Origin of the sequence: Frigoribacterium sp. PhB160, from assembly GCF_003751785.1 — a bacterium.
In the GTDB taxonomy this organism is placed as follows: Bacteria; Actinomycetota; Actinomycetes; order Actinomycetales; family Microbacteriaceae; genus Frigoribacterium.
On the sequence record NZ_RKIE01000001.1, the window covers coordinates 172,554 to 194,300 of the forward strand.

Here is a 21,747-nt window from a genome sequence, read left to right on the forward strand (position 1 = left end):
CCGTTTTCACACACGGAACATCGACCGGGGATTGGTCCGGGCTGTTCGCTCCGATTGACTACTCATATGCCTCACCGTGACGACTATTTGAACGAGAAGCAGGTCACCGTCCTGAAATGGGTCGATGCCGGGGCGGACCCCAATGCATACCCCGAGGGCGATTACGCGCATCGCATCTCTGCGCGGGGCCTCGCTAATCGCGGGTTGGTCGTTATATCTGGGCAGGGATCGACGTGGTCGGCAGCGTTGACGAGCGATGGGCACAAGCGGCTTGCTGACTTGCCACGGAACCCACCGCCAAACGTCAGCGCCGATCTCTTCGCAAGGGTCCTTGCTGCTGGCGGTTCGCTTCTCATTAGCGAAGACGACACGACGAACTACAACGCACTCGTCGAGAACTCGCTGCACAGCCCAAGCCGGCCACACGGTCAGAAGCTCGAGACGAGAAGCGAGGGGCCATGGTTCCGTGCTCGCGTTGTCGAGGTGTACTTGACCGAGTTCCCGCGCGAGCTGATCCAACCTAAGCCGGTGCCTATTGCGGCCCGCCTGCGCAACCCACACCCTGTAGTCAAGGCGTTCAAGTCAAACCCTGATGCCAGCTACGTATCGAAAGGGTCGATGGATCGCGCGGCACGTGTGTACGACGCCATTGCCAAGGAAGCCGAGCAGCGGGGCTACCGGGCACAGGACCGGGAGACATTCCTTCGCGGCCACCAGGTGAGCCTTGGGGCAGGGCACCTGGTGATTACCGCACAGGACCACAATTTCCCCATTGCCGTGCGTGAGATCTCAGGAACGGGCGGGGCGAAGCTGGAGTACCCCGCGAAGTACAAGCAGCCAGCGTGGGTCCAAAATCGCGGCTATGAATTCGTGTCTACGGGCAAGCTCGAATTGCGCATCGATGGCCCCGGGACGCCGTACCAAGGTCAAAAGCTGCGGGAGACACGGCAGCGCTCTATCGAGGACATCTTGCCGGAGGTCTTCGTCACCATCGAAGTTGGTGGCCAGGACGCGAGGCGAGCCGAGAAGCAGCGACAGGTGCGTCTGCTCGAGCGTCAGTCGAGGTGGGAAGCGGCCATGGATGCCGCTAAGGCCAAGCACCGGGCCGTTCAAATTCAGACTTTCATCGCCTCGAAGGCAGAGGAATGGAGGGCCGACCAGGAGCTGTCCAAGTTCCTAGATGCCCTCGAACAGCGCATGCCTGAGATGAGTCCGGAGCAGCGAGACATCGCGGCCACCTGGCTGGGCCAAGGAAGGTCCAACGTTCAAGGCCACAAACTGATCGACGAACTGCCGCCCTTGCAGGTTTTCCTTCCGCAAGCCGGCGAGCTCCGGCAGTACCTCCCGGACGCATTCACCGAGACGCGTCCGAGCTAGGCAAGGCAGCCTCAGTTCCGTGCCCACAATTTGCCCACATGTGAGCGCGGCCCTAGTAAGTCAAAGTTTGCGAAAGGTGGCCAAAAAGCTTGTAAGTGCCGTTCTCTCAGTAGCCCACTGTGTAGCCGCTAGGCGCTGGGCAGGGTTCGAATCCCACGCCCTCCGCCACCGGGCGCGTGACCGGCTAGTCGTCGGTCGGGCGTCGGCGCTGCTTCTTCGTGGCCGAGCGCTCGGTCTTCGCGGTGAGGCGACGACGGTCCGAGCCGCGGGTGCGCCGGGTGGGCCGGCGAGGCGCGGCGTCCGGCGCGAGGCCGGCGGCGACGATCTCGGCGAGCTTCGCGAGGGCCGTCTCGCGGTTGCGCAGCTGCGACCGCTGCTCGGACGACGTCACCGTCAGCACGCCCGCCACCAGCCGACCGTCGAGGCGGGTGAGCAGCCGCTCGCGCTGCGCCTCCGACAGGCTCTCGGCGCGGGCGACGTCCCACGACAGCTGCACGCGGCTGTCGGACGTGTTCACGTGCTGCCCGCCCGGCCCCGACGACCGCGAGAACCGCCAGCCCAGCTCGACCGCGGGGATCGTGAGCGCACGCGTCACGACCAGGTCCATGCGTCAAGACTCGCATGCCTGCCGATCGAGTCGTCGAGCGTCCACGGATCGTCGGCGTCGGCGATCGCGGGCGACGAGACGTGGAGACCGGTCCCACCGCCGAGGGCAGGAGGCGCGCCCCGGCCCAGGACTGTCGGGGGACGTGTCTAGGCTCGCGGCATGGCCACAGTGATCCTCGTGCGGCACGGCCGCACCACCGCGAACGCGAGCGGCGTCCTCGCCGGGCGCACCCCCGGCGTCGAGCTCGACGACGTCGGGCGCGCCCAGGCCGAGCGCACGGGCGAGCGCCTCGCCGCGGTGCCGCTCGTCGCCGTCGTCTCGAGCCCCCTCGAGCGCTGCCGCCAGACGGCGCAGCTCATCCTCGACCGACAAGAGGGCTCGCCCGTCACCCCGGTCGACGACGGCATCACCGAGTGCGACTACGGCGACTGGCAGGGCCGCACGCTGAAGGAGCTCAGCACCGAGCCGCTCTGGGCCACGGTGCAGGGGCAGCCCTCGGCCGTGACGTTCCCGGGCGGCGAGTCGATGGCGACCATGCAGTCACGGGCGGTCGCGGCGATCCGTCGCCACGACGCGGCCGTCGAGGCCGAGCACGGCCCGGGCGCCGTCTGGGTCGCGGTCAGCCACGGCGACATCATCAAGTCGGTGCTCGCCGACGCCCTCGGCATGCACCTCGACCTCTTCCAGCGCATCGCCGTCGGCCCGGCCTCGGTCTCGATCGTCCGGTACGGCACGGCGCGGCCCGAGGTCGTCGCCTCCAACACCGACTCGGGCGACCTGTCGTGGCTGCGAGCCGCCGAGCCCGCCGCTGACGCGGCCGTCGGGGGAGGCGCGGGGCACGCGTGAGCCCCGTGGCCGCACCGGCCCCGGCACGCCCTCCGCGCCTCCGGCCGTGAGACCGCGAACGACCTGAACACCGCCCCCGACCCGCTCGTAGGATGGCCGGCATGCCCACCATCGTCCACGGATTCGACTGGCCCGACCGCATCGTCGTCGGCACGATCGGTCGACCCGGCCAGCGTGAGTTCTACCTGCAGGTCCGCGACGGCGCCCGCGTCGTCAGCGTCGGCCTCGAGAAGCAGCAGTCGGCCGTGCTCGCCGAGAAGATCGACGAGATCCTCGACGAGCTGGCCACCCGGGCGGGCGACGCCCTGAGCATCCCGTCCTCCATCCCGCTCGAGCTCGTCGACAACGAGCCGCTCGACCAGCCCGTCGAGCCCGAGTTCCGCACCGGCGCCATGAGCCTCGGCTGGGACCCGACGACGGCCCAGGTCGTCATCGAGGCCTTCCCGATCATCGAGGTCGACGACGACGACCCCTTCGACGACGTCGTCGGGGCCGACACGGCCACGGGCTCGCCCAGCGACGCCGTGCTCGACGCCCTCCGCGCGCTCGACCTCGACGACGCCGACGTGGAGGTCGAGGCCGTCGAGGCCGACGTCGAGATCGTCGAGGCGCCCGAGATCCTGCGCGTGCGGATCCCGGTCGGCACGGCCCGCGCCTTCGCCGCCCGCACCCTCGAGATCGTCGGCGCCGGCCGCCCGATCTGCCCGATCTGCGGCACCCCGATCGACCCCGAGGGGCACGAGCACGTCGTGCCCGGCCACGACGTCTGACGCCGACGTGACGAGGCCCGACCCCGCGGGGCCGCCCGACGACGCGACGACGGCCGAGCCGACGGCCGTGCCGGCAGCCGAGGGCGACGTCGCTGCCGACGACCTCCTCGACGGCGAGCTCGTCCTCGAGGGCCGCATCGCGGTCGCCTCGAACGACACGTTCCTCGGGCGGATCGGCACGACCGTCGTCGTCTACAAGCCCGTCGCCGGCGAGGCACCCCTCTGGGACTTCCCCGACGGCACGCTCGCCGGCCGCGAGGTCGCCGCGCACCTCGTCTCCGAGTCGTTCGGCTGGAGCGTCGTGCCGCGCACGTGGCTCCGCGACGGCCCGCTCGGCCCCGGCATGGTGCAGCTCTGGCAGGACGTCGACCCCGACGCCGACGCCGTCGACCTGGTCTCCTCCGACGAGGTGCCCGAGGAGGGCTGGTGCACCGTCCTCGACGGCACCGACGAGCGCGACCTGCCCGTCACCCTGATCCACGAAGACAGCACCGCCCTGCGCCGAATGGCCGTCTTCGACGTCGTCGTCAACAACGCCGACCGCAAGGGCGGCCACGTGCTCGCCCTGCCGAACGGGCACCGGCACGGCGTCGACCACGGCCTCACCTTCCACGTCGAGCACAAGCTGCGCACGGTGCTCTGGGGCTGGCTCGGCGAGCCGCTGCGCGACGACGAGCTCGAGGGGCTCGACCGCGTCGCGGCCGACCTCGCCGGCGACCTGGGGGAGGCGCTGCTCGCCCACGTCTCCCCGCTCGAGGTCTCGGCGCTGGCGGCGCGCTGCGACCAGCTGCGGTCGGCGGCCCGCTTCCCGGCGCCCCGCGGCCACATGCCCGCCGTGCCCTGGCCGTTGTTCTAGGCGAGGCCGGCGGCACGACCCGCACCGCGACCGGCTAGCGTCCGGAGCCCCGGCCGCGCCGTCGCCGGCCGCCGCCGGTCTCGTCGCCCGGCCCCGCGCCTCCGCGTCCGGGTCGGCGGTCGTCGAGGTACGAGCCGACCACCGCGGCGCCCAGGTCGTCGGCCTCGGGCGCGACGACCGAGCCGCCGACGCGACGGGCCATCGCCGCGACGAAGCGGGCGAGCCCCGGGTCGTCGCCCAGCCGGAAGATCGTCGTGTGCGCCCCGAGCCGCATGCTCGCGTCGAGCTCGCGCACCGTGTGGGCGATCGTGACGGGGTCGGGCGGGTAGCTGAACCAGACCTCGCCGTCGGGCTCGAGGTGCGACGTGGGCTCGCCGTCGGTGACGACGAGCAGCACGGGCTGCGCCGTCGGGTGCTTGCGGAAGTGCCGGTTCGCGAGCAGCAGCGCGTGGTGCAGGTTCGTGCCCTTGTCCCACTTCGCGTCGAGTCCGACGAGCTGCTCGATGTCCATGACCTCGGCGTGCCGCCCGAAGCCGATCAGCTGCAGGTCGTCGCCGCGGAACCGGCTCGTGACCAGCGTGTGCAGCGCGAGCGCCGTGCGCTTCATCGGCACCCAGCGGTCGTCCATCGCCATCGAGAACGAGGTGTCGACGAGCAGGGCGACGCAGGCCTGGGTGCGGGCCTCGGTCTCCTGCACCTCGACGTCGCCGATCTCGATGCGCACGCCGCGCGTGCCGGGCGACCCGACCCCGCCGGAGGCGCCTCCCGCCTCGGCCGCGGAGGCCCCCGCCGTCCGCGTGATCGCATTCGTCACCGTGCGGGTGACGTCCCACGGCTCGGTGTCGCCGAACTCCCACTCGCGGGTCGCGCCGGAGCGCTCGCCCGCCGCGCCCGCACGCCGCACGTCGCGCGATCCCTGGCGCCCGGTGACGCTCTCCGCGATGTCGCGGAGCAGGGCCTTGCCGAGCTGGCGCATGGCCTTGGGGGTCAGCCGCAGCTGCCCGTCGGCGGCGCGCTTCATCGCCCCGGAGTCGCGCAGGGCCCGCTCGAGCTCCTGCAGCGCGCGGGCGTCGACGGCGGCCTCGTCGCCGAGCTGCCGGGCGAGCGCGTCGAGGTCGAGGTCGTCGAGCTGCGAGCCGGGCTGCGCCTGGGCGAGCTGCTCGGCCAGGTCGTCGAGGTCGGCGACGTCCTGCAGCACGCCCGTGCCGTCGCCGAGCCCGAGTCCGCGCTCGCCGTCCATCGCCTCGGAGCCGCCCCAGTCCTCGCCGGGCCGCAGCGAGCGCAGCTGGTCGTCGAGCCGTCCGAGCTCGGCCATGAGGTCGGGGGATCCGAAGGCCTGCTGCGCGAGGGCGTCGAGCTCGTCGCGCTGCTCGGGCGTCAGCGAGTTGCGGAGCCGCTGGGCCGCCGCGGCCCGACGGGCGAGCGAGTCGAGCAGCTCGTCGACGTCGCGGGGCGCGTCGGGGAAGGCGTCGCCGTGGGCCGCCATGAACTCGTCGAACATCTCCGGCGTGTCCTCGCCGCGGGCGTGCGCCGCGAGCAGCTCGTTGAGGTCGCGCATCATCGCGGCCACCCCGGCGCGGTCGGCGTCGGTGGCCCCCTCGAGGGCCTGCTTCATGCCGGCGAAGCGCTGGTCGAGCAGCTCGCGGCCCAGGAGGTCCTTGATGGCCTCGTAGTCGCGGCGGGCGTCGGGGCTCGTCCAGTCGTAGCCCGCCAGGTCGCTCACGGCCGCGGCCGGAGACGGCGGCAGGCTGTCGAGCTGCAGCTCGGCGAGGGCCCGCACGTCGTCGTCGAGCTCGACGTCGCGGGCGAGCTGCCGACGCTCGGCGAGCACCGCGCGGTCGAGCAGCTCCCTGACCTGCTGCAACGTGCCGTCGAGGTTGTTCTCCCTCGTCAGCTGTCGCCTCTTCTCCGCGACGCGGCGGGCGAGGTCGTCGAGTCCCGGCCGGTCGCGGCCGCCCCGACGGAGGAACTCGCGCAGGGCGCGCTCGGGCGCCGTGCCGGCCATGACGTCCTCGCCGATCGCGTCGAGCGCCTCCCGCACGTCGGCCGGCGGCGCGAGCGGGTCGGGCCCGCCGTCGTACCGCTGGTAGCGGGCGTCGCGAGCCAGCCGCCGGTTCGGCCTAGCCATAGACGGCCTGCCCCTCCCCGGTCTCCTTGCTGATGCGGCGCGAGAGCCAGAGGCCCTCGAGCGCCAGCTCGACCGCCCCGGCGCGCTCGCCGTCGGTCGTCGCCCCGAGGCGCTCGCCGACGACGTCGTAGAGGTCGGACTCGCCGAGCGAGGGCAGCCCCGCCAGCACGTCGCGGGCCGTCACCTGTTCGCCCGTCGTCACCATGACGCCGCTCTCGAGCGCGCTGACGAGCGGGGAGAAGTCGACGCCGCGGAAGTGCGCGCGCACCACCTCGGCCGTCGCGGTGCGCAGCAGGTGGTCGAGGATCTCCTCCTCGCGCCCCTCCTCGCCCGACTCGAACTCGATCTTGCCGCCGAGCACGTCGACCGCGGTCTCGAGGTCGATCGGCCGGGCGACGGCCTCGGCCTCGCCCTGGCGGGCGGCGCGGTGCAGGGCCGCGGCGGCGATCGTCTCCGCGCCCGCGATGGCGAACCGCGCGCTCACGCCGCTCCGCTGGTCGACCGAGGGCGAGTCGCGGAGCGCGCGGGTGAAGCGGGCGAGCACCTCGACGAGCACGTCGGGCACGGCGGCCACGAGGTCGGCCTCCTGCCGGATCACCGCGACCTCGTCGTCGAGCTCGATCGGGTAGTGGGTGCGGATCTCGGCGCCGAAGCGGTCCTTCAGCGGCGTGATGATGCGCCCGCGGTTCGTGTAGTCCTCCGGGTTGGCGCTCGCGACGACGAGCACGTCGAGCGGCAGCCGCAGCACGTAGCCGCGGACCTGCACGTCGCGCTCCTCCATCACGTTGAGCATCGCGACCTGGATGCGCTCGGCGAGGTCGGGCAGCTCGTTGATCGCGACGATGCCGCGGTGGCTGCGGGGGATCAGCCCGAAGTGGATCGTCTCGGGGTCGCCGAGGCTGCGGCCCTCGGCCACCTTCATCGGGTCGACGTCGCCGATGAGGTCGGCGACGCTCGTGTCGGGCGTGGCCAGCTTCTCGACGTAGCGCTCGTCGCGGTGGCGCCACGAGACGGGCAGGGCGTCGCCGAGCTCGGCCGCCCGCTGCCGGCTCGCGGTCGTGATCGGGTCGTACGGGTGCTCGCCGAGCTCGGAGCCGTCGACGACGGGCGTCCACTCGTCGAGCAGGCCGGCGAGGGTGCGCAGCAGGCGGGTCTTGCCCTGGCCGCGCTCGCCCAGCAGCACGATGTCGTGCCCGGCGAGCAGCGCCCGCTCGACCTGAGGCACGACGGTGGTCTCGAAGCCGTGCAGCCCGGGCCACGGGTCGCGGCCCTCGCGGAGGGCGCTCAGCAGGTTGTCTCGGATCTCGGCGCGCAGGCTCTTCTGCTCGTGCCCCGCAGCGCGGAGCTCGCCGACGGTGGTCTCGGGGGGTCGGGTCACGCGGGCGACGCTACGCCTCGACCTCGTGCGCCACCAGGGGCCGGGCCCACCTAGGCTCGGGTCGTGCGCGACGTCATCACGAGGGGGGTGCGCGACGCGCCTCCGGTGCTCGTGGTGCTGGTGCTCTACGCCGTCTCGCGCCTCGTCTCGAGCGCCTGGCTCGGTGGCCTGTTCGCCCTCGCGACGTCGCGCGGGTGGGAGTTCGCGAGCCACCGGGCCGACCCGGGCTTCGCCTCGTTCTCGGGCTCGTGGGACTCCAGCTTCTACCGCACGATCGCGCAGCAGGGCTACCCGACCGAGCTGCCGACCGACGCCGACGGGCAGGTGACGCCGAACCCGTGGGCGTTCCTCCCGGTCTTCCCGCTCGTCGTGCGCGGCGTGGCGACGCTGCTGGGCGTGGAGCTCGCGGGCAACGCCTTCTTCGCGATCGGGGTCGTCGTGGCCACGATCGCCGGAGGCGCGGCGGTCGTCCTCCTGCACCGCGTCGTCGCCGAGACGGTCGGCCCCGCGAGCGCCCTCTGGGCCGCGGCGCTCTTCTGCTTCGGCCCGATGTCGTTCGTGCTGCAGGTCGCCTACGCCGAGAGCCTCATGCTCGCGCTGACCTTCGCCGCCCTGCTCATGATGATCCGGCGGCGGTACCTGCTGATGATCCCGTTCGGCGTCGTGGCGGCGTTCACGCGGCCGGGCGTCCTGGCGCTGGCGCTCGCGCTCGCGGTGACGGCCCTCGTGCGGCTGCGCCGCGAGGGGCGGGGCTTCCGGAGGCGCGACCGGGCCTCCGTCGTCGTGGCCGGCCTCGTGATCGCGGCCGCGGGCCTCGCGTGGTCGCCGATCGCCGACGCCGTGACGGGGCGGCCGGGCGCGTACCTCGACACCGAGCTGTCGTGGTGGGTCGGCTTCGTCGGGCGACGGCACTTCGTGCCGCTGACGCCGTGGTTCGTGATGGCCGAGACCTTCCTCGGCGTCGCGGGGATCGTGCTGGTGGTCGTCGTGCTGGTCGGCGCCGCGTGGTTCCTGACGCGTCGGTCGACCCGGCGCCTCGGGATCGAGGTCGTCTCGCACGCGGGCAGCCACCTGCTCTACCTGGTGGCCGTGTTCCTGCCGCAGCAGAGCCTGCCGCGGCTGCTGCTGCCCGTCGCACCGCTGCTCGGGCACCCCGCGATCGCGGCCTCGCCGCGCCTCCGGACGGCCCTGCTGGCGACGGGTGCGGCCCTGCAGCCGGCGGCGATCGTGCTGCTCTGGTTCGTCGGCTACCCCTGACCGGAGCCTGCCCCCAGAGGAGGGCTGATCGGGCCGGATCCTCCCCAGGACTGAGGCGGGCACCGAGGCGGGTCGCTTACGATGCCTCTCTGCCCGCCCATCGCGCGGGGTCCGTCGCCCGCCGCCGACACCACCGTCGGCCCCGGTCGTCGCGGGCCCGCGTCGACCGAGAGGACTCCGCTTGAGCGACACCCGTGACGACCGCGACCCCCGTGCCGACGGCTTCGCCGACGGCGACCGGCCCGGCTCCGCGCCGGGCTCGGCGCCCGGCTCCGCGCCCGTGAGCGAGCGGCGTGCCGCCGCCGCCGCGTCGGCCCCGACGTCGCGTCGCACGGCCCGCACGGCCGGCACCGGAGGGGCCCGCCACGGCCGCCTGCGCCGCAGCCGGCCCCTCGTCGGGGCCGCCAAGGTGCTCGCCGGCGCGCTCGCCGTGCTGCTCGTCAGCGGCGCCTCGGTCGGGGCCATCGCGGCCTACCAGGTGCGCAGCGACCTCGGCGAGGGCGTCGCCCTGCCCGCGGCGGAGGGGCAGACGGCCGCGCCCACGCAGCAGTCGATCGCGGCCTACGAGGGCGGGTTCAACGTGCTCGTCGTCGGCACCGACAACGACGCCTCGCAGGACGAGTCGGCCTTCGGCAAGCGTGACGCGACGCTCAACGACGTCAACATCCTGCTGCACGTCTCGGCCGACCACACGAACGCGACGGCCGTCAGCATCCCGCGCGACATGGTGGTGCCGATCCCCGCCTGCGCGAAGGAGGACGGCAGCGGCTACTACTCGGCGATGTCGGCCCGACCGATCAACGAGGCCTGGTCGTACGGCGGGCTCAGCTGCGTGGTGTCGACCGTGCAGTCGTTGACCGGCCTCGAGATCCCCTTCGCGGGCATGATCTCGTTCAACGGCGTCATCGAGATGTCGAACGCGGTCGGCGGCGTGCCGGTCTGCGCCGCGACGCCGATCACCGACCGCCACACGGGCCTCGACATCCCCGCCGGCGAGACCGTGCTCTCGGGCAGCGACGCCCTCGCGTTCCTCCGCACCCGCTACGGGGTCGGCGACGGGTCCGACCTCGGGCGAATCAGCAGCCAGCAGGTCTACCTCTCGTCGCTGCTGCGCACCGTGAAGAGCGCCGACACCCTCTCGAGCCCCGCCAAGCTCTACAGCCTGGCCCGTGCCGCGGCGAGCAACATGTCGCTCTCGGAGCAGCTGACCGACGTCACGACGATGGTGCAGATCGGCTCTGCCCTGAAGGACCTGCCGCTCGACGCGGTCAACTTCGTGCAGTACCCCGGCACCACCGACGGCACCGGCGTCTACGCCGGCAAGGTGCAGCCGACGACCGCGGTCGCGACGCAGCTCTTCGACGCGATCAAGGCCGACGTGCCGTTCACGCTGCCCGAGGGCAGCACGGGCATCGGGTCGGAGTCCGCGGCGGCGGCGGGCGACCCCCCGGCGGGAGACGCGGCCGCGGGCGAGGCGGCGACCGGCGACGCGGCCGCCCCGACGGGCGACGCGGCGACCGGCGGGGCCGGGACGCCGACCGGCGAGGCCACGGCCCCGGCGGCCGCGGGCACGGGATCGACCGAGGTCATCTCGGGCCTCACCGGCCAGACCGCGGCGGACCAGACCTGCTCGGTGGCGAACGACGGCTGAGGCCCGGGCTGGGAAGTCGTCCCGGTGAGTAACCAGCTCACCGGGACGACCCGTAGCTCACACGGCGGCCCGAACGCGCGCGCGTGAGGACCCCGCGCTGCCGGGATCAGGGGTACGGCACCGCGGGGGGCGGAGGTCGACGTCAGTGTCGCCAGGCGTGCCCGTCGAGGTCGCCAGGGGGACGATCTCGACCGATGTCGGGTCGGGGCACGTGACGGGCTGGGCGGCGGGACCACGTCCGGCAAGGGAGCGGACGCGACCCGTGCTGTCGGGTCGCTGGTGCCTCCGCCGTCGCCGGCGTCAGGGGTACTCTATGTGTCCGCATATTGACCGACAAGGCGCGGGGTGACCCTAGAACGGGGGGTTCGCGGGTGAACCGGGGGTGGTAGCCCGTTCCCGCCCTCGTCGCGACCCCCCTGTCGCGTCGGCCGCGCGGTCGGGTCGGCCGGAGGACGCAGCCGGGGAGGCGCGGTTCGGCAGATCGCGCGACTCCCGCTATGATCGGGGGTGCGCGTTCGCGTCCCGCACGAGATCACGCATGGAGCCGTCGCATAGTTCGGCCTAGTGCACCACCCTGCTAAGGTGGAGTTCCCTTTGTGGGAACCGTGGGTTCAAATCCCACCGGCTCCGCTGGACTGGCCATGTCGCAACTCTCTCTCGCCAGAGGTGTTGCGGGGTGGCCTTTCCTCATTTCGGGGGGGATGCGCTCATTCCTGGGCGCGTGCGTCGTCCGTGACCCGCGCCTCCTCGACGCCCCCGCGTCCTCGCCGGCCGAGCGCCGTCGTCGCCAGGGCCAGCAGGGCCAGCGCGACGATCAGCGCGAGCAGGTAGAGCGCGACGCCGCCGGCTCCGCCCTGCACCGCCGGGTCGAAGAACGGGTACGGGTAGAAGCCGTCGAGCGAGCCGCGCACGAGGGCGACCGCGCAGTAGACGACCGGCACCGCGACGGCCACGGCGATCGACCACCAGGGCAGCACGCGGCGCCCGGGCGGCGTCACGAGCCAGTCGACCAGCACGGCCACGGGCGTGATCATGTGCACGACGACGTTGACCTGGGGCAGCATGCCGCCGAGGCTGCCGCCGCTCAGCAGCAGGTTGAAGACGAGGCCGATGAACACGAGCGACACCGTCGTCACGGCGCGCACCACCGCCCAGCGCCGGGAGTCGGGCCGCCGGCGGAAGAGCCGCGCGGCACCGACGAGCAGCACGACGACGGCCCCCGTGTTGCCGATGTTCGTGTAGTACGAGTAGAAGCCGACGAGGGTGTCGCCGTAGGCGAGGTTCAGCAACAGCTGTCCGCCGACGGCGACCAGGGCCAGCAGGCCGAACACGAGGCGGTAGACGGCCATGGGCCTCGCGAGCTGCATGGGACGAGCCTAGGCGCGCCTCCTCGTCGCGAGGCGGTGCCGTGCCGGTCGCGGCGCCCGCGGCCGAGACCCTCACGGCATCCTCACGCCGTGCGACCGCGGGCGGGGCCCGGGGGTGCGATGCTGGCGGACATGACACGAGGCAGGCTGCGGGTGCTGCTGGGCGCGGCCCCGGGCGTCGGCAAGACCTACACGATGCTGGAGGAGGGGCTGCGGCTGCGCGCCGAGGGCAAGGACGTCGTCGTCGCGGTCGTCGAGACCCACGGCCGCGCCGCGACGGCCGCCGTGCTCGGCGACCTCGAGGTCGTGCCGCGCCGACGCCTCCGGCACCGCGGGGTCGACCTCGACGAGATGGACGTGGAGGCGGTGCTCGCCCGCCGTCCCCAGCTCGCCCTCGTCGACGAGCTGGCCCACACGAACGCGCCGGGCAGCGCCTCCGAGAAGCGCTGGCAGGACGTCGAGACCCTCCTCGCCGCGGGCATCTCGGTCGTCTCGACGGTCAACGTGCAGCACGTGGAGTCGCTGAACGACGTCGTCACGAGCATCACCGGCGTCGCGCAGCACGAGACGGTGCCCGACCGCGTGCTGCGCTCGGCCGACCAGCTCGAGGTCGTCGACCTCGCCCCGCAGGCGCTCCGCGACCGGCTCGCCGCGGGCGACGTCTACCCGGCGGCCCGCGTCGACGCCGCGCTGTCGAACTACTTCCGGCTCGGCAACCTGACGGCGCTGCGCGAGCTCGCCCTGCTCTGGCTCGCCGACGAGGTCGACACGGCCCTGCAGGCCTACCGCGACGAGCACGGCATCGACCGGCCCTGGCAGGCCCGCGAGCGCGTGGTGGTGGCCCTCACCGGAGGCGCGGAGGGCGACACCCTGATCCGTCGCGCCGCGCGCATCGCGGCCCGCTCGGCCGGCGGCGAGCTCGTCGCCGTGCACGTCAGCAGCCAGGACGGCCTCCGGCAGGGCGCCCCGGGTGCCCTGGCCTCGCAGCGCGCCCTCGTGGAGAAGCTCGGCGGCACGTACCACCAGGTCGTCGGCGACGACGTGCCGCGGGCGCTCGTCGACTTCGCCCGGGGCGTCGACGCGTCGCAGCTCGTCATCGGCGTCAGCCGTCGCGGCCGCTTCGCGACGGCGGTCACCGGGCAGGGCATCGGCGCGACGGTGATCCGCGAGTCGGGGCAGATCGACGTGCACATCGTCACGCACGACGCGGCCGGCCGCGGCTGGGCGCTGCCGCGCATCGGCGGGGCCCTGTCGCGGGGCCGCGTGCTCGCCGGCTTCGGGCTCGCCCTCGTCGTCGGCCCGCTGCTCGCCCTGCTGCTCGTCGGCACCCGCAGCGAGGACTCCATCGCCGGCGACGTGCTGCTCTTCCAGCTGCTCGTCGTCGTGGTCGCCGTCGTGGGCGGCCTCTGGCCCGCGCTCTTCGCCGCCCTGCTCTCCGGGGTGACGCTCGACGTGCTCTTCATCGCGCCGGTCTACGAGCTGACGATCGCCGAGCCCCTCCACCTGCTGGCGCTCGTGCTCTACGTCGTCAACGCCCTGCTCGTCAGCTGGGTCGTCGACCAGGCGGCCCGGCGCAGCAGGGCCGCGGCGCGGGCCGTCGCCGAGACCGAGCTGCTCGCCACGGTCTCGGGCAGCGTGCTGCGCGGCCAGGACGCCGTTCAGGCGCTCGTCAGCCGCACCCGCGAGGCGCTCGGGCTGTCGCGCGTGCGGGTGCTGCAGGGCGACGTCGAGGTCGCCGTCGACGGGGCGCCCGCGAGCGGCGACGCCGTCTCCCTGGTGAGCGCCGGCGAGGGCACCTCGCTCGAGCTCTCCGGCGGCGAGCTGCACGCCGCCGACCGCCGGCTGCTCGCCGTCGTCGCGGCCCAGGTCGAGGCCGCGCTCGAGCACTCGGCGCTCAGCCGCGAGGCCGGGCAGGTGGCCCCGCTCGCCGAGGTCGACCGGATGCGCAGCGCGCTCCTCGCCGCCGTCGGGCACGACCTCCGGCGCCCCCTGGCCGCCGCGACCGCCGCCGTCAGCGGGCTGCGGCAGGCCGACGTGACCTGGAGCGACGCCGACCGCGACGAGCTGCTCAGCACCGCGTACGAGAGCCTCGAGTCGCTCGCGACCCTCGTGACGAACCTGCTCGACGTCAGCCGCGTGCAGGCCGGGGCGCTCGCCGTGACGACGACCGACGTCGACGTCGACGACGTCGTGCTCGGCGCCCTCGACGAGCTGGCGCTCGGGCCGGCCGAGGTCGAGCTCGCGCTGCGGGCCTCGGTGCCGCTCGTGCGGGCTGACCGGGTGCTGCTGCAGCGGGTGCTCGTCAACCTGCTCGACAACGCGCTGCGCTACTCGCCGAGCGGCGAGCGGGTGCGCATCTCGTCGAGCGCGTTCGCGGGCCGCGTCGAGGTGCGCGTCGTCGACCGCGGGCCGGGCGTCCCCGAAGAGCGTCGGGGCGAGATCATGGCGGCGTTCCAGCGCCTCGGCGACACCGACAACGCGGCGGGCCTCGGGCTCGGCCTCGCCCTGAGCAAGGGGTTCACCGAGGCGATGTCGGGCACGCTGACGCTCGACGACACCCCGGGCGGCGGGCTCACGATGGTCGTCTCGCTGCCGGAGGCGTGAGGCGGGGGATCCTCACGGGATCCTGACGCGGGGGAGCCGACCCGCGCCTCCCCGGTCGGGTACGGTCTCGACGTGGCCCCCGTGACGATCCTCATCGCCGACGACGACCCGCAGATCCTGCGAGCGTTGACGGTGACGCTCGGGGCGCGCGGCTACGTGATCCACACCGCGGCCGACGGGCGCGAGGCGCTCGACGGGGTCGTGGCGCACCACCCCGACGTCGTCATGCTCGACCTCGGCATGCCGCGGCTCGACGGGGTGCAGGTGATCGAGGGCATCCGCGGCTGGTCGACCGTGCCCATCCTCGTCGTGTCCGGGCGCACCGACGCGGCGTCGACCGTGCAGGCGCTCGACGCCGGCGCCGACGACTACGTCACGAAGCCCTTCGCGATGGAGGAGCTGCTCGCCCGCCTCCGCGCCCTCGTGCGCCGGCTGGCGCCGGGCGACGACGACGCGCCCGTCGTGGCCTTCGGCGACGTGCGGGTCGACCTCTCGGCGACGACCGTCACGCGGGGCGGGGCGCCCGTGCGGCTGACCCCGACGGAGTGGCGCGTGCTCGAGCTGCTGCTGCAGAGCCCCGGGCGGCTCGTCACGCGCGAGACGATCCTCACGCGGGTGTGGGGCCCGTTCCACGCGAAGGACACCGGCTACCTCCGCCTCTACTTCGCCCAGCTGCGCAAGAAGCTCGAGCCCGTGCCGGCCGAGCCGCGCTACCTCGTGACCGAGCTCGGCATGGGGTACCGCTTCGTGCCCGACGGGGCCGACGGGGCCGACGGCGCGGGCGGGCCGGGGGAGGCGCGGGCCGAGTCCTAACGCGATCCTCACGCGGCCGCCCTGGTGGGCCTCGCGGCACGGGGCTAGCGTCGGAGGGCGCGTGCCCCGTCGTGGCCGCGCGCCGACGAGAGGTCCCGACGTGTCCCGCACCGATGCCCCGCTGAACGACGCCGACGCGCTGGAGCCGAGGCCGGTGCCGGTGCCCGGCCAGCGCCTCCGGAACTGGCTGCTCGACGGGCTGACCGACCAGTCGGGCGCCCACCAGGGGCCGCACGCGGCGACGGTCGAGAAGACCCACTCGTGGTGGCGCGTCATGTGCCTGACCGGCGTCGACTACTTCTCGACGCTCGGCTACCAGCCGGCCATCGCCGCCGTCGCCGCCGGGCTGCTGTCGCCGCTCGCGACGATCGTGCTCGTCGCCCTCACCCTGCTCGGCGCCCTGCCCGTCTACCGTCGCGTCGCCCGCGAGAGCCCGCGCGGCGAGGGCTCGATCGCCATGCTCGAGCGGCTGCTGCCCTGGTGGGGCGGCAAGGTCTTCGTGCTCGTGCTGCTGGGGTTCGCGGCGACCGACTTCATGATCACCATCACCCTGTCGGCGGCCGACGCGACCGCCCACGCGGTCGAGAACCCGTTCACGCCCGAGTGGTTCCACGGCGCCGAGGTGCCGCTGACGCTCGTGCTCGTGGCGCTGCTCGCCGCCGTGTTCCTCCGCGGCTTCAAGGAGGCGATCGGCATCGCCGTCGTCCTCGTCGGCGTCTTCCTCGCGCTGAACGCCGTCGTCATCGCCGTGGCGCTGCTGCACGTGGCCGAGAACCCCGTCGTCGTCGGGAACTGGTGGCAGGCCCTCACCGTGCAGCACGGCAACCCGCTCGTCATGGTCGGGATCGCGCTCATCGTCTTCCCGAAGCTCGCGCTCGGGCTGTCGGGCTTCGAGACCGGCGTCGCGGTCATGCCGCAGATCACCGGCGACGCCGACGACACCCCCGAGCGGCCGACCGGGCGCATCCGCGGCGCCCGCCGCCTGCTCACCACGGCGGCGCTCATCATGAGCTCGTTCCTCATCCTGTCGAGCTTCGTCACGACGCTGCTGATCCCCCAGGAGGAGTTCCAGGCCGGAGGCTCGGCGAACGGCCGCGCACTCGCCTACCTCGCGCACGAGTACCTGGGCAACGGCTTCGGCACGCTCTACGACGTCGCGACGATCTGCATCCTCTGGTTCGCCGGGGCGTCGGCGATGGCCGGGCTGCTCAACCTCGTGCCGCGGTACCTGCCGCGCTACGGCATGGCGCCGCAGTGGGCCCGGGCCGTGCGTCCGCTGGTGCTCGTCTTCACGGCGATCGCCTTCGTCATCACCATCGTCTTCGACGCCGACGTCGACGCCCAGGGCGGGGCCTACGCGACGGGGGTGCTCGTGCTGATCACCAGCGCCTCCGTCGCCGTCACGCTGTCGGCCCGGCGGGCCCGCCAGCCGAAGCGCACCGTCGCGTTCGGCGCCATCGCGCTCGTCTTCGTCTACACGACGATCGTCAACGTGGTCGAGCGGCCCGACGGCGTGCGCATCGCCGCGATCTTCATCATCGGCATCATGGCGGTCTCGCTCGTGTCGCGGGTGCGGCGCTCGTTCCAGCTGCGGGCCACGTCGATCACGTTCGACGACGCCGCCCTCGGCTACGTGCGGGAGGACGCCGACGAGTACGGCAGCCTGCGCCTCATCGCCCACGAGCCGGGCCGCGAGGTCGCCGAGATCTACAAGAAGAAGCTGGCGGCCGAGCGGAAGTACAGCGGGATCCCGCAGCGCTCGCCCGTGATCTTCGTCGAGGTCCACCCCGGCGACTCGTCGAACTTCGAGGAGGACCTCGTCGTCACCGGCCACGTCGTGCACGGCTACCGCGTGCTGCGCGTCTCGAGCGGCGCCGTGCCGAACACGCTCGCGTCGGTGCTGCTGGCCGTGCGCGACGAGACCGGCGTCGTGCCCGACATCTACTTCGAGTGGACCGAGGGCGGGCCGCTGTCGAACATGGGGCGCTTCCTCGTGACGGGGGCCGGCGAGGTGGCCCCGGTCACCCGCGAGGTGCTGCGCCAGGCCGAGCCGAACCGCTCGCGGCGCCCCGACGTGCACGTCAGCTAGCTGTACTGCCGCTGCCCTCAGAACCCCGTTCCGTTCAAAGAACCACGAAGCTTCGTGGTTCTTTGAACGGAACGGGGTTCTTGCTCGGCCCTCCCCAGCTGGGCCTGGTCCGCGCGCATCCACACCGGGGAGGCGCGGTCCGAGACCCCGAGGACTGCGCCGTCAGGCTCGGCCCATGTCGTCGCCGGATCCGTTCCTCGTCCGCCTCTTCTTCGCCGCCACGCACGGCGACGGGGCCAAGGAGACGCTGGCGCTCCGGAGGGGGGCGGCCAGCGGAGAGCTCGTCCGGCTGCACCGGGGGGTCTACGGCGAGAGGGCCGAGGTCGAGCGGCTCGACGCGCGTGGGCGGCACGTGGTGCTCTGCCGGGCCGTCTCCGCCGGCCTCGACCCGTCCGCCGTCGTCTCCCACGCCTCGGCCGCGGCGGTGTGGGACCTGCCGAGGATCGTCGACCCGGACGACGTCGTCGACGTGGTCGATCCTCGGCGGGAGCGCGTGCGGCGATCGACGCACCTCCGCCGCCGCCCCGGGGCGGTGCCGGACCACGACGAGCGGCGGGTGGGAGACCTCTCGGTGACGTCTCTCGAGAGGACTGCCGTCGACGTGGCGCTCACCGCCGGCTTCGCCGCCGCCGTGCTCTGCCTCGACGGCGTTCTCCGGCGCCTCGTCCTCCCGCGGGGTCACGAGCACGGGCTCGGCACGGACCGCCGGCTGCAGGAGACGCGAGCCGCTCTGTCGTCGCGCCTCGGCGGCGAGGGCAGGCGAGGAGGGGTGGCGGCCCGCCGGGCCCTCGCCTTCGCCTCTCCCTGGGCGGAGAACGGCGGGGAGTCGCTGCTGCGCCTCGTCCTCCACGAGCTGGGCGTGGGGGAGATGAGCCTGCAGCGGGAGTTCCGGCGCGACGGCCGGCTGGCCGGGCGGGTCGACGTGTTCCTCGAGCAGCACCGCACGGCGGTCGAGCTCGACGGGTTCGTCAAGCTCACCGACCCCGAGATGCTGGGCGCGCGCTCGCCCGCTGCCGCCGCTCGCGATCAGAACCGGCGCGACCAGCGCCTCCTCATGGTCCCGGAGGTCCGGCACGTGGTGCACTGCGAATACGGCGACATCGTGGTGCCCGAGCGGCTGGCCGGCCTGCTGGTCCGGGCCGGGGTCCCGCTCGACCCGCGCCGGATCCAGGCCGCGGTCCGCGCTGCTGCCCGACGCTTCGCTGCGCACCCGTGAGCACGTGTGGCGGGCTGAGAACCCCGTTCCGTTCAAAGAACCACGAAGCTTCGTGGTTCTTTGAACGGAACGGGGTTCTTTACGGCGGTGCCAGGCAGCCGGGCCGGGCGGCGCACCGCGCGGCCGCGGCCGGGGCGGGGTACAGCGGGCTGGGCGCTCAGCTTGGCCCGCGCCTCCGGGGGTCCTGTATGTCTGGGTGATGACCGCTTCCCGCTCCCTGCCCTACCCCCTCGGCGTCACGCCCCTCGAGGACGGCGGCGCCCACGTCGCCGTGTACTCCGAGACCGCCGACCAGATCTGGTTCTGCCTGTTCGACGACGAGGGCTCCGAGACCCGTCACGAGCTCACCGAGCGCACCGGCCACGTCTTCCACACCGTCGTCGAGGAGGCGCGCGTCGGCTCTCTCTACGGCCTCCGCGTCGCCGGCCCCTGGGACCCCGCCGCGGGCCTCCGCCACAACGAGGCGAAGCTGCTGCTCGACCCCTACGCCACCGCCCTGCACGGCCGCTTCGACTGGGGCCAGGCCGTCTTCGGCCACGACATGGACGAGCCCGAGGCCCGCGACGACACGGACTCGGCCGCGGCCATGCCGCGCAACGTGATCGCCGACCGCGACTTCGACTGGGGCTCGGACGAACGTCCGCTCACCGCCCTCGAGGACACCGTCGTGTACGAGGTGCACGTCAAGGGCTTCACGCGCCAGCACCCCGACGTGCCCGAGGAGATCCGCGGCACCTACGCCGGCCTCGCGCACCCCGCCTCCATCAAGCACTTCACCGACCTCGGCGTCACCGCCGTCGAGCTGCTGCCCACGCACCAGTTCGTGCAGGACAGCCACCTCGAGGAGAAGGGCCTCCGCAACTACTGGGGCTACAACTCGATCGGCTTCTTCGCGCCGCACGACGAGTACGCCTCCGAGGCCGCCGGCACGCGCGGCGGCCAGGTCGCCGAGTTCAAGGCGATGGTCAAGGCCTTCCACGAGGCCGGCCTCGAGGTGTGGATGGACGTCGTCTACAACCACACCGCCGAGGGCAACCACATGGGCCCGACCATCTCGTTCAAGGGCATCGACAACGCGTCGTACTACCGCCTGGTCGAGGGCGAGGAGTCGGCGTACTTCGACACCACCGGCACGGGCAACAGCCTCAACGTCAGCCACCCGGCGGCGCTCGGCATGATCATGGACAGCCTCCGCTACTGGGTCACCGAGATGCACGTCGACGGCTTCCGCTTCGACCTCGCGACCACGCTGACCCGCCAGGGCGGCGAGGCGAGCGAGCACAGCGCGTTCCTCACGCTCATCCACCAGGACCCGGTGCTCCAGAGCGTCAAGATGATCGCCGAGCCCTGGGACACCGCGGGCTACCAGGTCGGTGGCTTCCCGGCCGACTGGTCGGAGTGGAACGGCAAGTTCCGCGACGACGTCCGCGAGTTCTGGAACGGCGAGCCCGGCGTGCTGTCGACCTTCTCCGACCGCGTGCTCGGCAGCCCCGACGTCTACGAGGACTCGCGCCGCTCGCCGCTGTCGAGCGTCAACTTCGTCACCGCGCACGACGGCTTCACGCTGGCCGACCTGACGATGTACGCCGAGAAGCACAACGAGGCCAACGGCGAGGACAACGCCGACGGCGAGAGCGACAACAAGTCGTTCAACGGCGGCGTCGAGGGCCCGACCGACGACGGCGCCGTCAACGAGTACCGCGACCGCCAGCGTCGCAACTTCCTCGGCACCCTGCTGATCAGCGCCGGCGTGCCGATGATCCTCGGCGGCGACGAGATCGCCCGCAGCCAGGGCGGCAACAACAACGCGTACTGCCAGGACAGCGAGATCTCGTGGTTCGACTGGGAGCGCGCCGACCGCGACCTGCTCGCCTTCACGACCGAGCTGATCACCCTGCGTCGCGAGAACCCCGCCCTGCGCCCGGACTGGTTCCGCTACGCCCCCGAGGTCGAGAGCGACGACCACGTGCAGGTGCGCCGGGCCGACGACCACTCGTTCTCGAGCGGCGACTGGCAGCAGGGCGAGAACAAGGCGATCACCTTCGTGCTCACGCACAAGGACGCCGACGCCTTCGCGTTCCTCACCAACGGCTCGACGAGCGTCGTCGAGTTCCAGGTGCCCGAGGCCCCGCACGCCGAGTGGGAGCTCGCCTCGTCGAGCGATCCCGACCAGCAGGTCGAGGGTCCGGTGACGACGCTGCTCGTGCGGGACGCGAGCTTCACGCTGCTGCGGTCGCGCGCCTCCTGACCGGTTGATCGACGGCGGGCCGTCGTCCTGGGCGACCGGGGCGGGGGCCCGTCGGCGAACGAGAAGGGCGGGCCAGCTCCAGCGGAGCGGGCCCGCCCTTCTCGGCGGTGCAGGTGGGCGCAGGGCCCGGGCGGATCAGGCGGAGGCGAGCTGACGGCTCGGCGCGACGAGGAAGTCGGCGTAGGTCGGCTCGGCGGGGACGACCGCGGCGCGCGGCGCGACGGGGGCGACGGCGACGGGGGCCAGGCGCGGCGCCGCGGTGAGGCGACGACGCTTCGGGTAGGTCTCGATGCGCACGGCGGGCACGTGGGCCTCGCGGAGGTAGTGGCTCGGGCTGGTGACGTCGGTTCGCGACCGGACGTGGCGGACGAGCTGCTCGGCGGTGAGGCCGGTGAGCTGGTGAGCCGTGAGGGGGCTGGTCTGGCTGGTCATGTCGTCTCGTTCCTGTCGGCCCTGCTGCTGACTGAGGTGACTTCGTACTGGTCTGCACCGCCGTGAACCGGTGCGAGAACATCATGGCACCAGATGCCTAGATCGCCT

At 73.0% G+C, this 21,747-nt stretch carries 16 protein-coding genes and 1 tRNA gene; 12 read left to right on the forward strand and 5 right to left on the reverse strand.

Annotation, left to right across the window (positions count from 1 at the left end; all coding sequences use genetic code 11):
* The first annotated feature begins 87 nt into the window (after positions 1 to 87).
* Complete coding sequence (locus tag EDF38_RS15685; protein ID WP_148061415.1) at positions 88 to 1,377, forward strand: hypothetical protein; 1,290 nt, start codon at positions 88 to 90, stop codon at positions 1,375 to 1,377.
* A 184-nt stretch (positions 1,378 to 1,561) separates the two neighbouring features.
* On the opposite strand, the gene arfB is transcribed toward EDF38_RS15685, so the two are convergent.
* Positions 1,562 to 1,984 carry an alternative ribosome rescue aminoacyl-tRNA hydrolase ArfB gene (gene arfB, locus EDF38_RS00795; protein ID WP_123353517.1) on the reverse strand — a complete coding sequence of 141 codons (423 nt, stop codon included), beginning with the start codon at positions 1,982 to 1,984 and terminating at the stop codon, positions 1,562 to 1,564.
* Between the two features lie 159 nt (positions 1,985 to 2,143).
* On the opposite strand from arfB, the gene EDF38_RS00800 reads away from it, so the two are divergent.
* The 3 genes from EDF38_RS00800 to EDF38_RS00810 all read left to right on the forward strand — a co-directional run bounded on the left by EDF38_RS00800 (position 2,144) and on the right by EDF38_RS00810 (position 4,456).
* Positions 2,144 to 2,830, forward strand: coding sequence for a histidine phosphatase family protein (locus tag EDF38_RS00800; protein WP_123353518.1), 687 nt, complete (start codon positions 2,144 to 2,146; stop codon positions 2,828 to 2,830).
* Between the two features lie 101 nt (positions 2,831 to 2,931).
* Positions 2,932 to 3,600: a DUF3090 domain-containing protein gene (locus EDF38_RS00805; RefSeq protein ID WP_123354925.1), complete on the forward strand. Its 669-nt coding sequence runs from the start codon at positions 2,932 to 2,934 to the stop codon at positions 3,598 to 3,600.
* 67 nt (positions 3,601 to 3,667) lie between these two features.
* Positions 3,668 to 4,456: an SCO1664 family protein gene (locus EDF38_RS00810; RefSeq protein WP_123354926.1), complete on the forward strand. Its 789-nt coding sequence runs from the start codon at positions 3,668 to 3,670 to the stop codon at positions 4,454 to 4,456.
* A gap of 34 nt (positions 4,457 to 4,490) precedes the next feature.
* Here EDF38_RS00810 and EDF38_RS00815 read toward each other — a convergent pair whose 3' ends face one another.
* Positions 4,491 to 6,584: a VWA domain-containing protein gene (locus tag EDF38_RS00815; RefSeq protein WP_123353519.1), complete on the reverse strand. Its 2,094-nt coding sequence runs from the start codon at positions 6,582 to 6,584 to the stop codon at positions 4,491 to 4,493.
* On the reverse strand, positions 6,577 to 7,962 hold the full coding sequence (locus tag EDF38_RS00820; RefSeq protein ID WP_123353520.1) for a sigma 54-interacting transcriptional regulator: 1,386 nt from the start codon (positions 7,960 to 7,962) through the stop codon (positions 6,577 to 6,579). Before EDF38_RS00820 ends, EDF38_RS00815 begins: the two co-directional genes overlap by 8 nt.
* Before the next feature lie 63 nt (positions 7,963 to 8,025).
* Here EDF38_RS00820 and EDF38_RS00825 point away from each other — a divergent pair, with 63 nt between their 5' ends.
* The 3 genes from EDF38_RS00825 (at position 8,026) to EDF38_RS00835 (ending at position 11,500) form a co-directional block, all read left to right on the forward strand.
* A complete protein-coding gene (locus tag EDF38_RS00825) occupies positions 8,026 to 9,219 on the forward strand; it encodes a mannosyltransferase family protein (protein WP_123353521.1) in 1,194 nt (397 codons plus the stop codon).
* Positions 9,220 to 9,400: 181 nt separating this feature from the next.
* Entirely contained in the window at positions 9,401 to 10,870 is a 1,470-nt protein-coding gene (locus EDF38_RS00830; protein WP_233572095.1) for an LCP family protein, read from the forward strand.
* Between the two features lie 540 nt (positions 10,871 to 11,410).
* A tRNA-Ser gene (locus EDF38_RS00835) sits at positions 11,411 to 11,500 on the forward strand.
* 77 nt (positions 11,501 to 11,577) lie between these two features.
* Here the strand turns inward: EDF38_RS00835 and EDF38_RS00840 are convergent.
* Positions 11,578 to 12,237, reverse strand: a complete 660-nt coding sequence (locus EDF38_RS00840; protein ID WP_148061416.1) for a Pr6Pr family membrane protein — start codon at positions 12,235 to 12,237, stop codon at positions 11,578 to 11,580.
* A 132-nt stretch (positions 12,238 to 12,369) separates the two neighbouring features.
* Between EDF38_RS00840 and EDF38_RS00845 the strand changes: the two genes are divergently transcribed.
* The 5 genes from EDF38_RS00845 (at position 12,370) to glgX (ending at position 21,207) form a co-directional block, all read left to right on the forward strand.
* Positions 12,370 to 14,841 (forward strand): ATP-binding protein, encoded by a 2,472-nt coding sequence (locus tag EDF38_RS00845; protein ID WP_123354928.1) that lies wholly within the window; start codon positions 12,370 to 12,372, stop codon positions 14,839 to 14,841.
* A gap of 81 nt (positions 14,842 to 14,922) precedes the next feature.
* Positions 14,923 to 15,654 (forward strand): response regulator, encoded by a 732-nt coding sequence (locus tag EDF38_RS00850; protein ID WP_123354929.1) that lies wholly within the window; start codon positions 14,923 to 14,925, stop codon positions 15,652 to 15,654.
* 100 nt (positions 15,655 to 15,754) lie between these two features.
* Positions 15,755 to 17,743 (forward strand): amino acid transporter, encoded by a 1,989-nt coding sequence (locus EDF38_RS00855; RefSeq protein WP_370275472.1) that lies wholly within the window; start codon positions 15,755 to 15,757, stop codon positions 17,741 to 17,743.
* A 175-nt stretch (positions 17,744 to 17,918) separates the two neighbouring features.
* Positions 17,919 to 18,959 carry a hypothetical protein gene (locus EDF38_RS00860; RefSeq protein ID WP_123353523.1) on the forward strand — a complete coding sequence of 347 codons (1,041 nt, stop codon included), beginning with the start codon at positions 17,919 to 17,921 and terminating at the stop codon, positions 18,957 to 18,959.
* A 199-nt stretch (positions 18,960 to 19,158) separates the two neighbouring features.
* Positions 19,159 to 21,207, forward strand: coding sequence for a glycogen debranching protein GlgX (gene glgX, locus EDF38_RS00865; RefSeq protein ID WP_123353524.1), 2,049 nt, complete (start codon positions 19,159 to 19,161; stop codon positions 21,205 to 21,207).
* A 135-nt stretch (positions 21,208 to 21,342) separates the two neighbouring features.
* Here glgX and EDF38_RS00870 read toward each other — a convergent pair whose 3' ends face one another.
* Positions 21,343 to 21,639, reverse strand: a complete 297-nt coding sequence (locus tag EDF38_RS00870) for a hypothetical protein (protein WP_123353525.1) — start codon at positions 21,637 to 21,639, stop codon at positions 21,343 to 21,345.
* Positions 21,640 to 21,747: the final 108 nt, after the last annotated feature.

Bases quoted from the DNA above. Each gene is read 5' to 3' on its own strand.
- EDF38_RS00800 (WP_123353518.1), top strand. From the start codon at position 2,144: ATGGCCACAGTGATCCTCGTGCGGCACGGCCGCACCACCGCGAACGCG.
- glgX (WP_123353524.1), top strand. From the start codon at position 19,159: ATGACCGCTTCCCGCTCCCTGCCCTACCCCCTCGGCGTCACGCCCCTC.
- EDF38_RS00870 (WP_123353525.1), bottom strand. From the start codon at position 21,639: ATGACCAGCCAGACCAGCCCCCTCACGGCTCACCAGCTCACCGGCCTC.
- arfB (WP_123353517.1), bottom strand. From the start codon at position 1,984: ATGGACCTGGTCGTGACGCGTGCGCTCACGATCCCCGCGGTCGAGCTG.
- EDF38_RS00815 (WP_123353519.1), bottom strand. From the start codon at position 6,584: ATGGCTAGGCCGAACCGGCGGCTGGCTCGCGACGCCCGCTACCAGCGG.
- EDF38_RS00845 (WP_123354928.1), top strand. From the start codon at position 12,370: ATGACACGAGGCAGGCTGCGGGTGCTGCTGGGCGCGGCCCCGGGCGTC.
- EDF38_RS00860 (WP_123353523.1), top strand. From the start codon at position 17,919: ATGTCGTCGCCGGATCCGTTCCTCGTCCGCCTCTTCTTCGCCGCCACG.
- EDF38_RS00805 (WP_123354925.1), top strand. From the start codon at position 2,932: ATGCCCACCATCGTCCACGGATTCGACTGGCCCGACCGCATCGTCGTC.
- EDF38_RS00840 (WP_148061416.1), bottom strand. From the start codon at position 12,237: ATGCAGCTCGCGAGGCCCATGGCCGTCTACCGCCTCGTGTTCGGCCTG.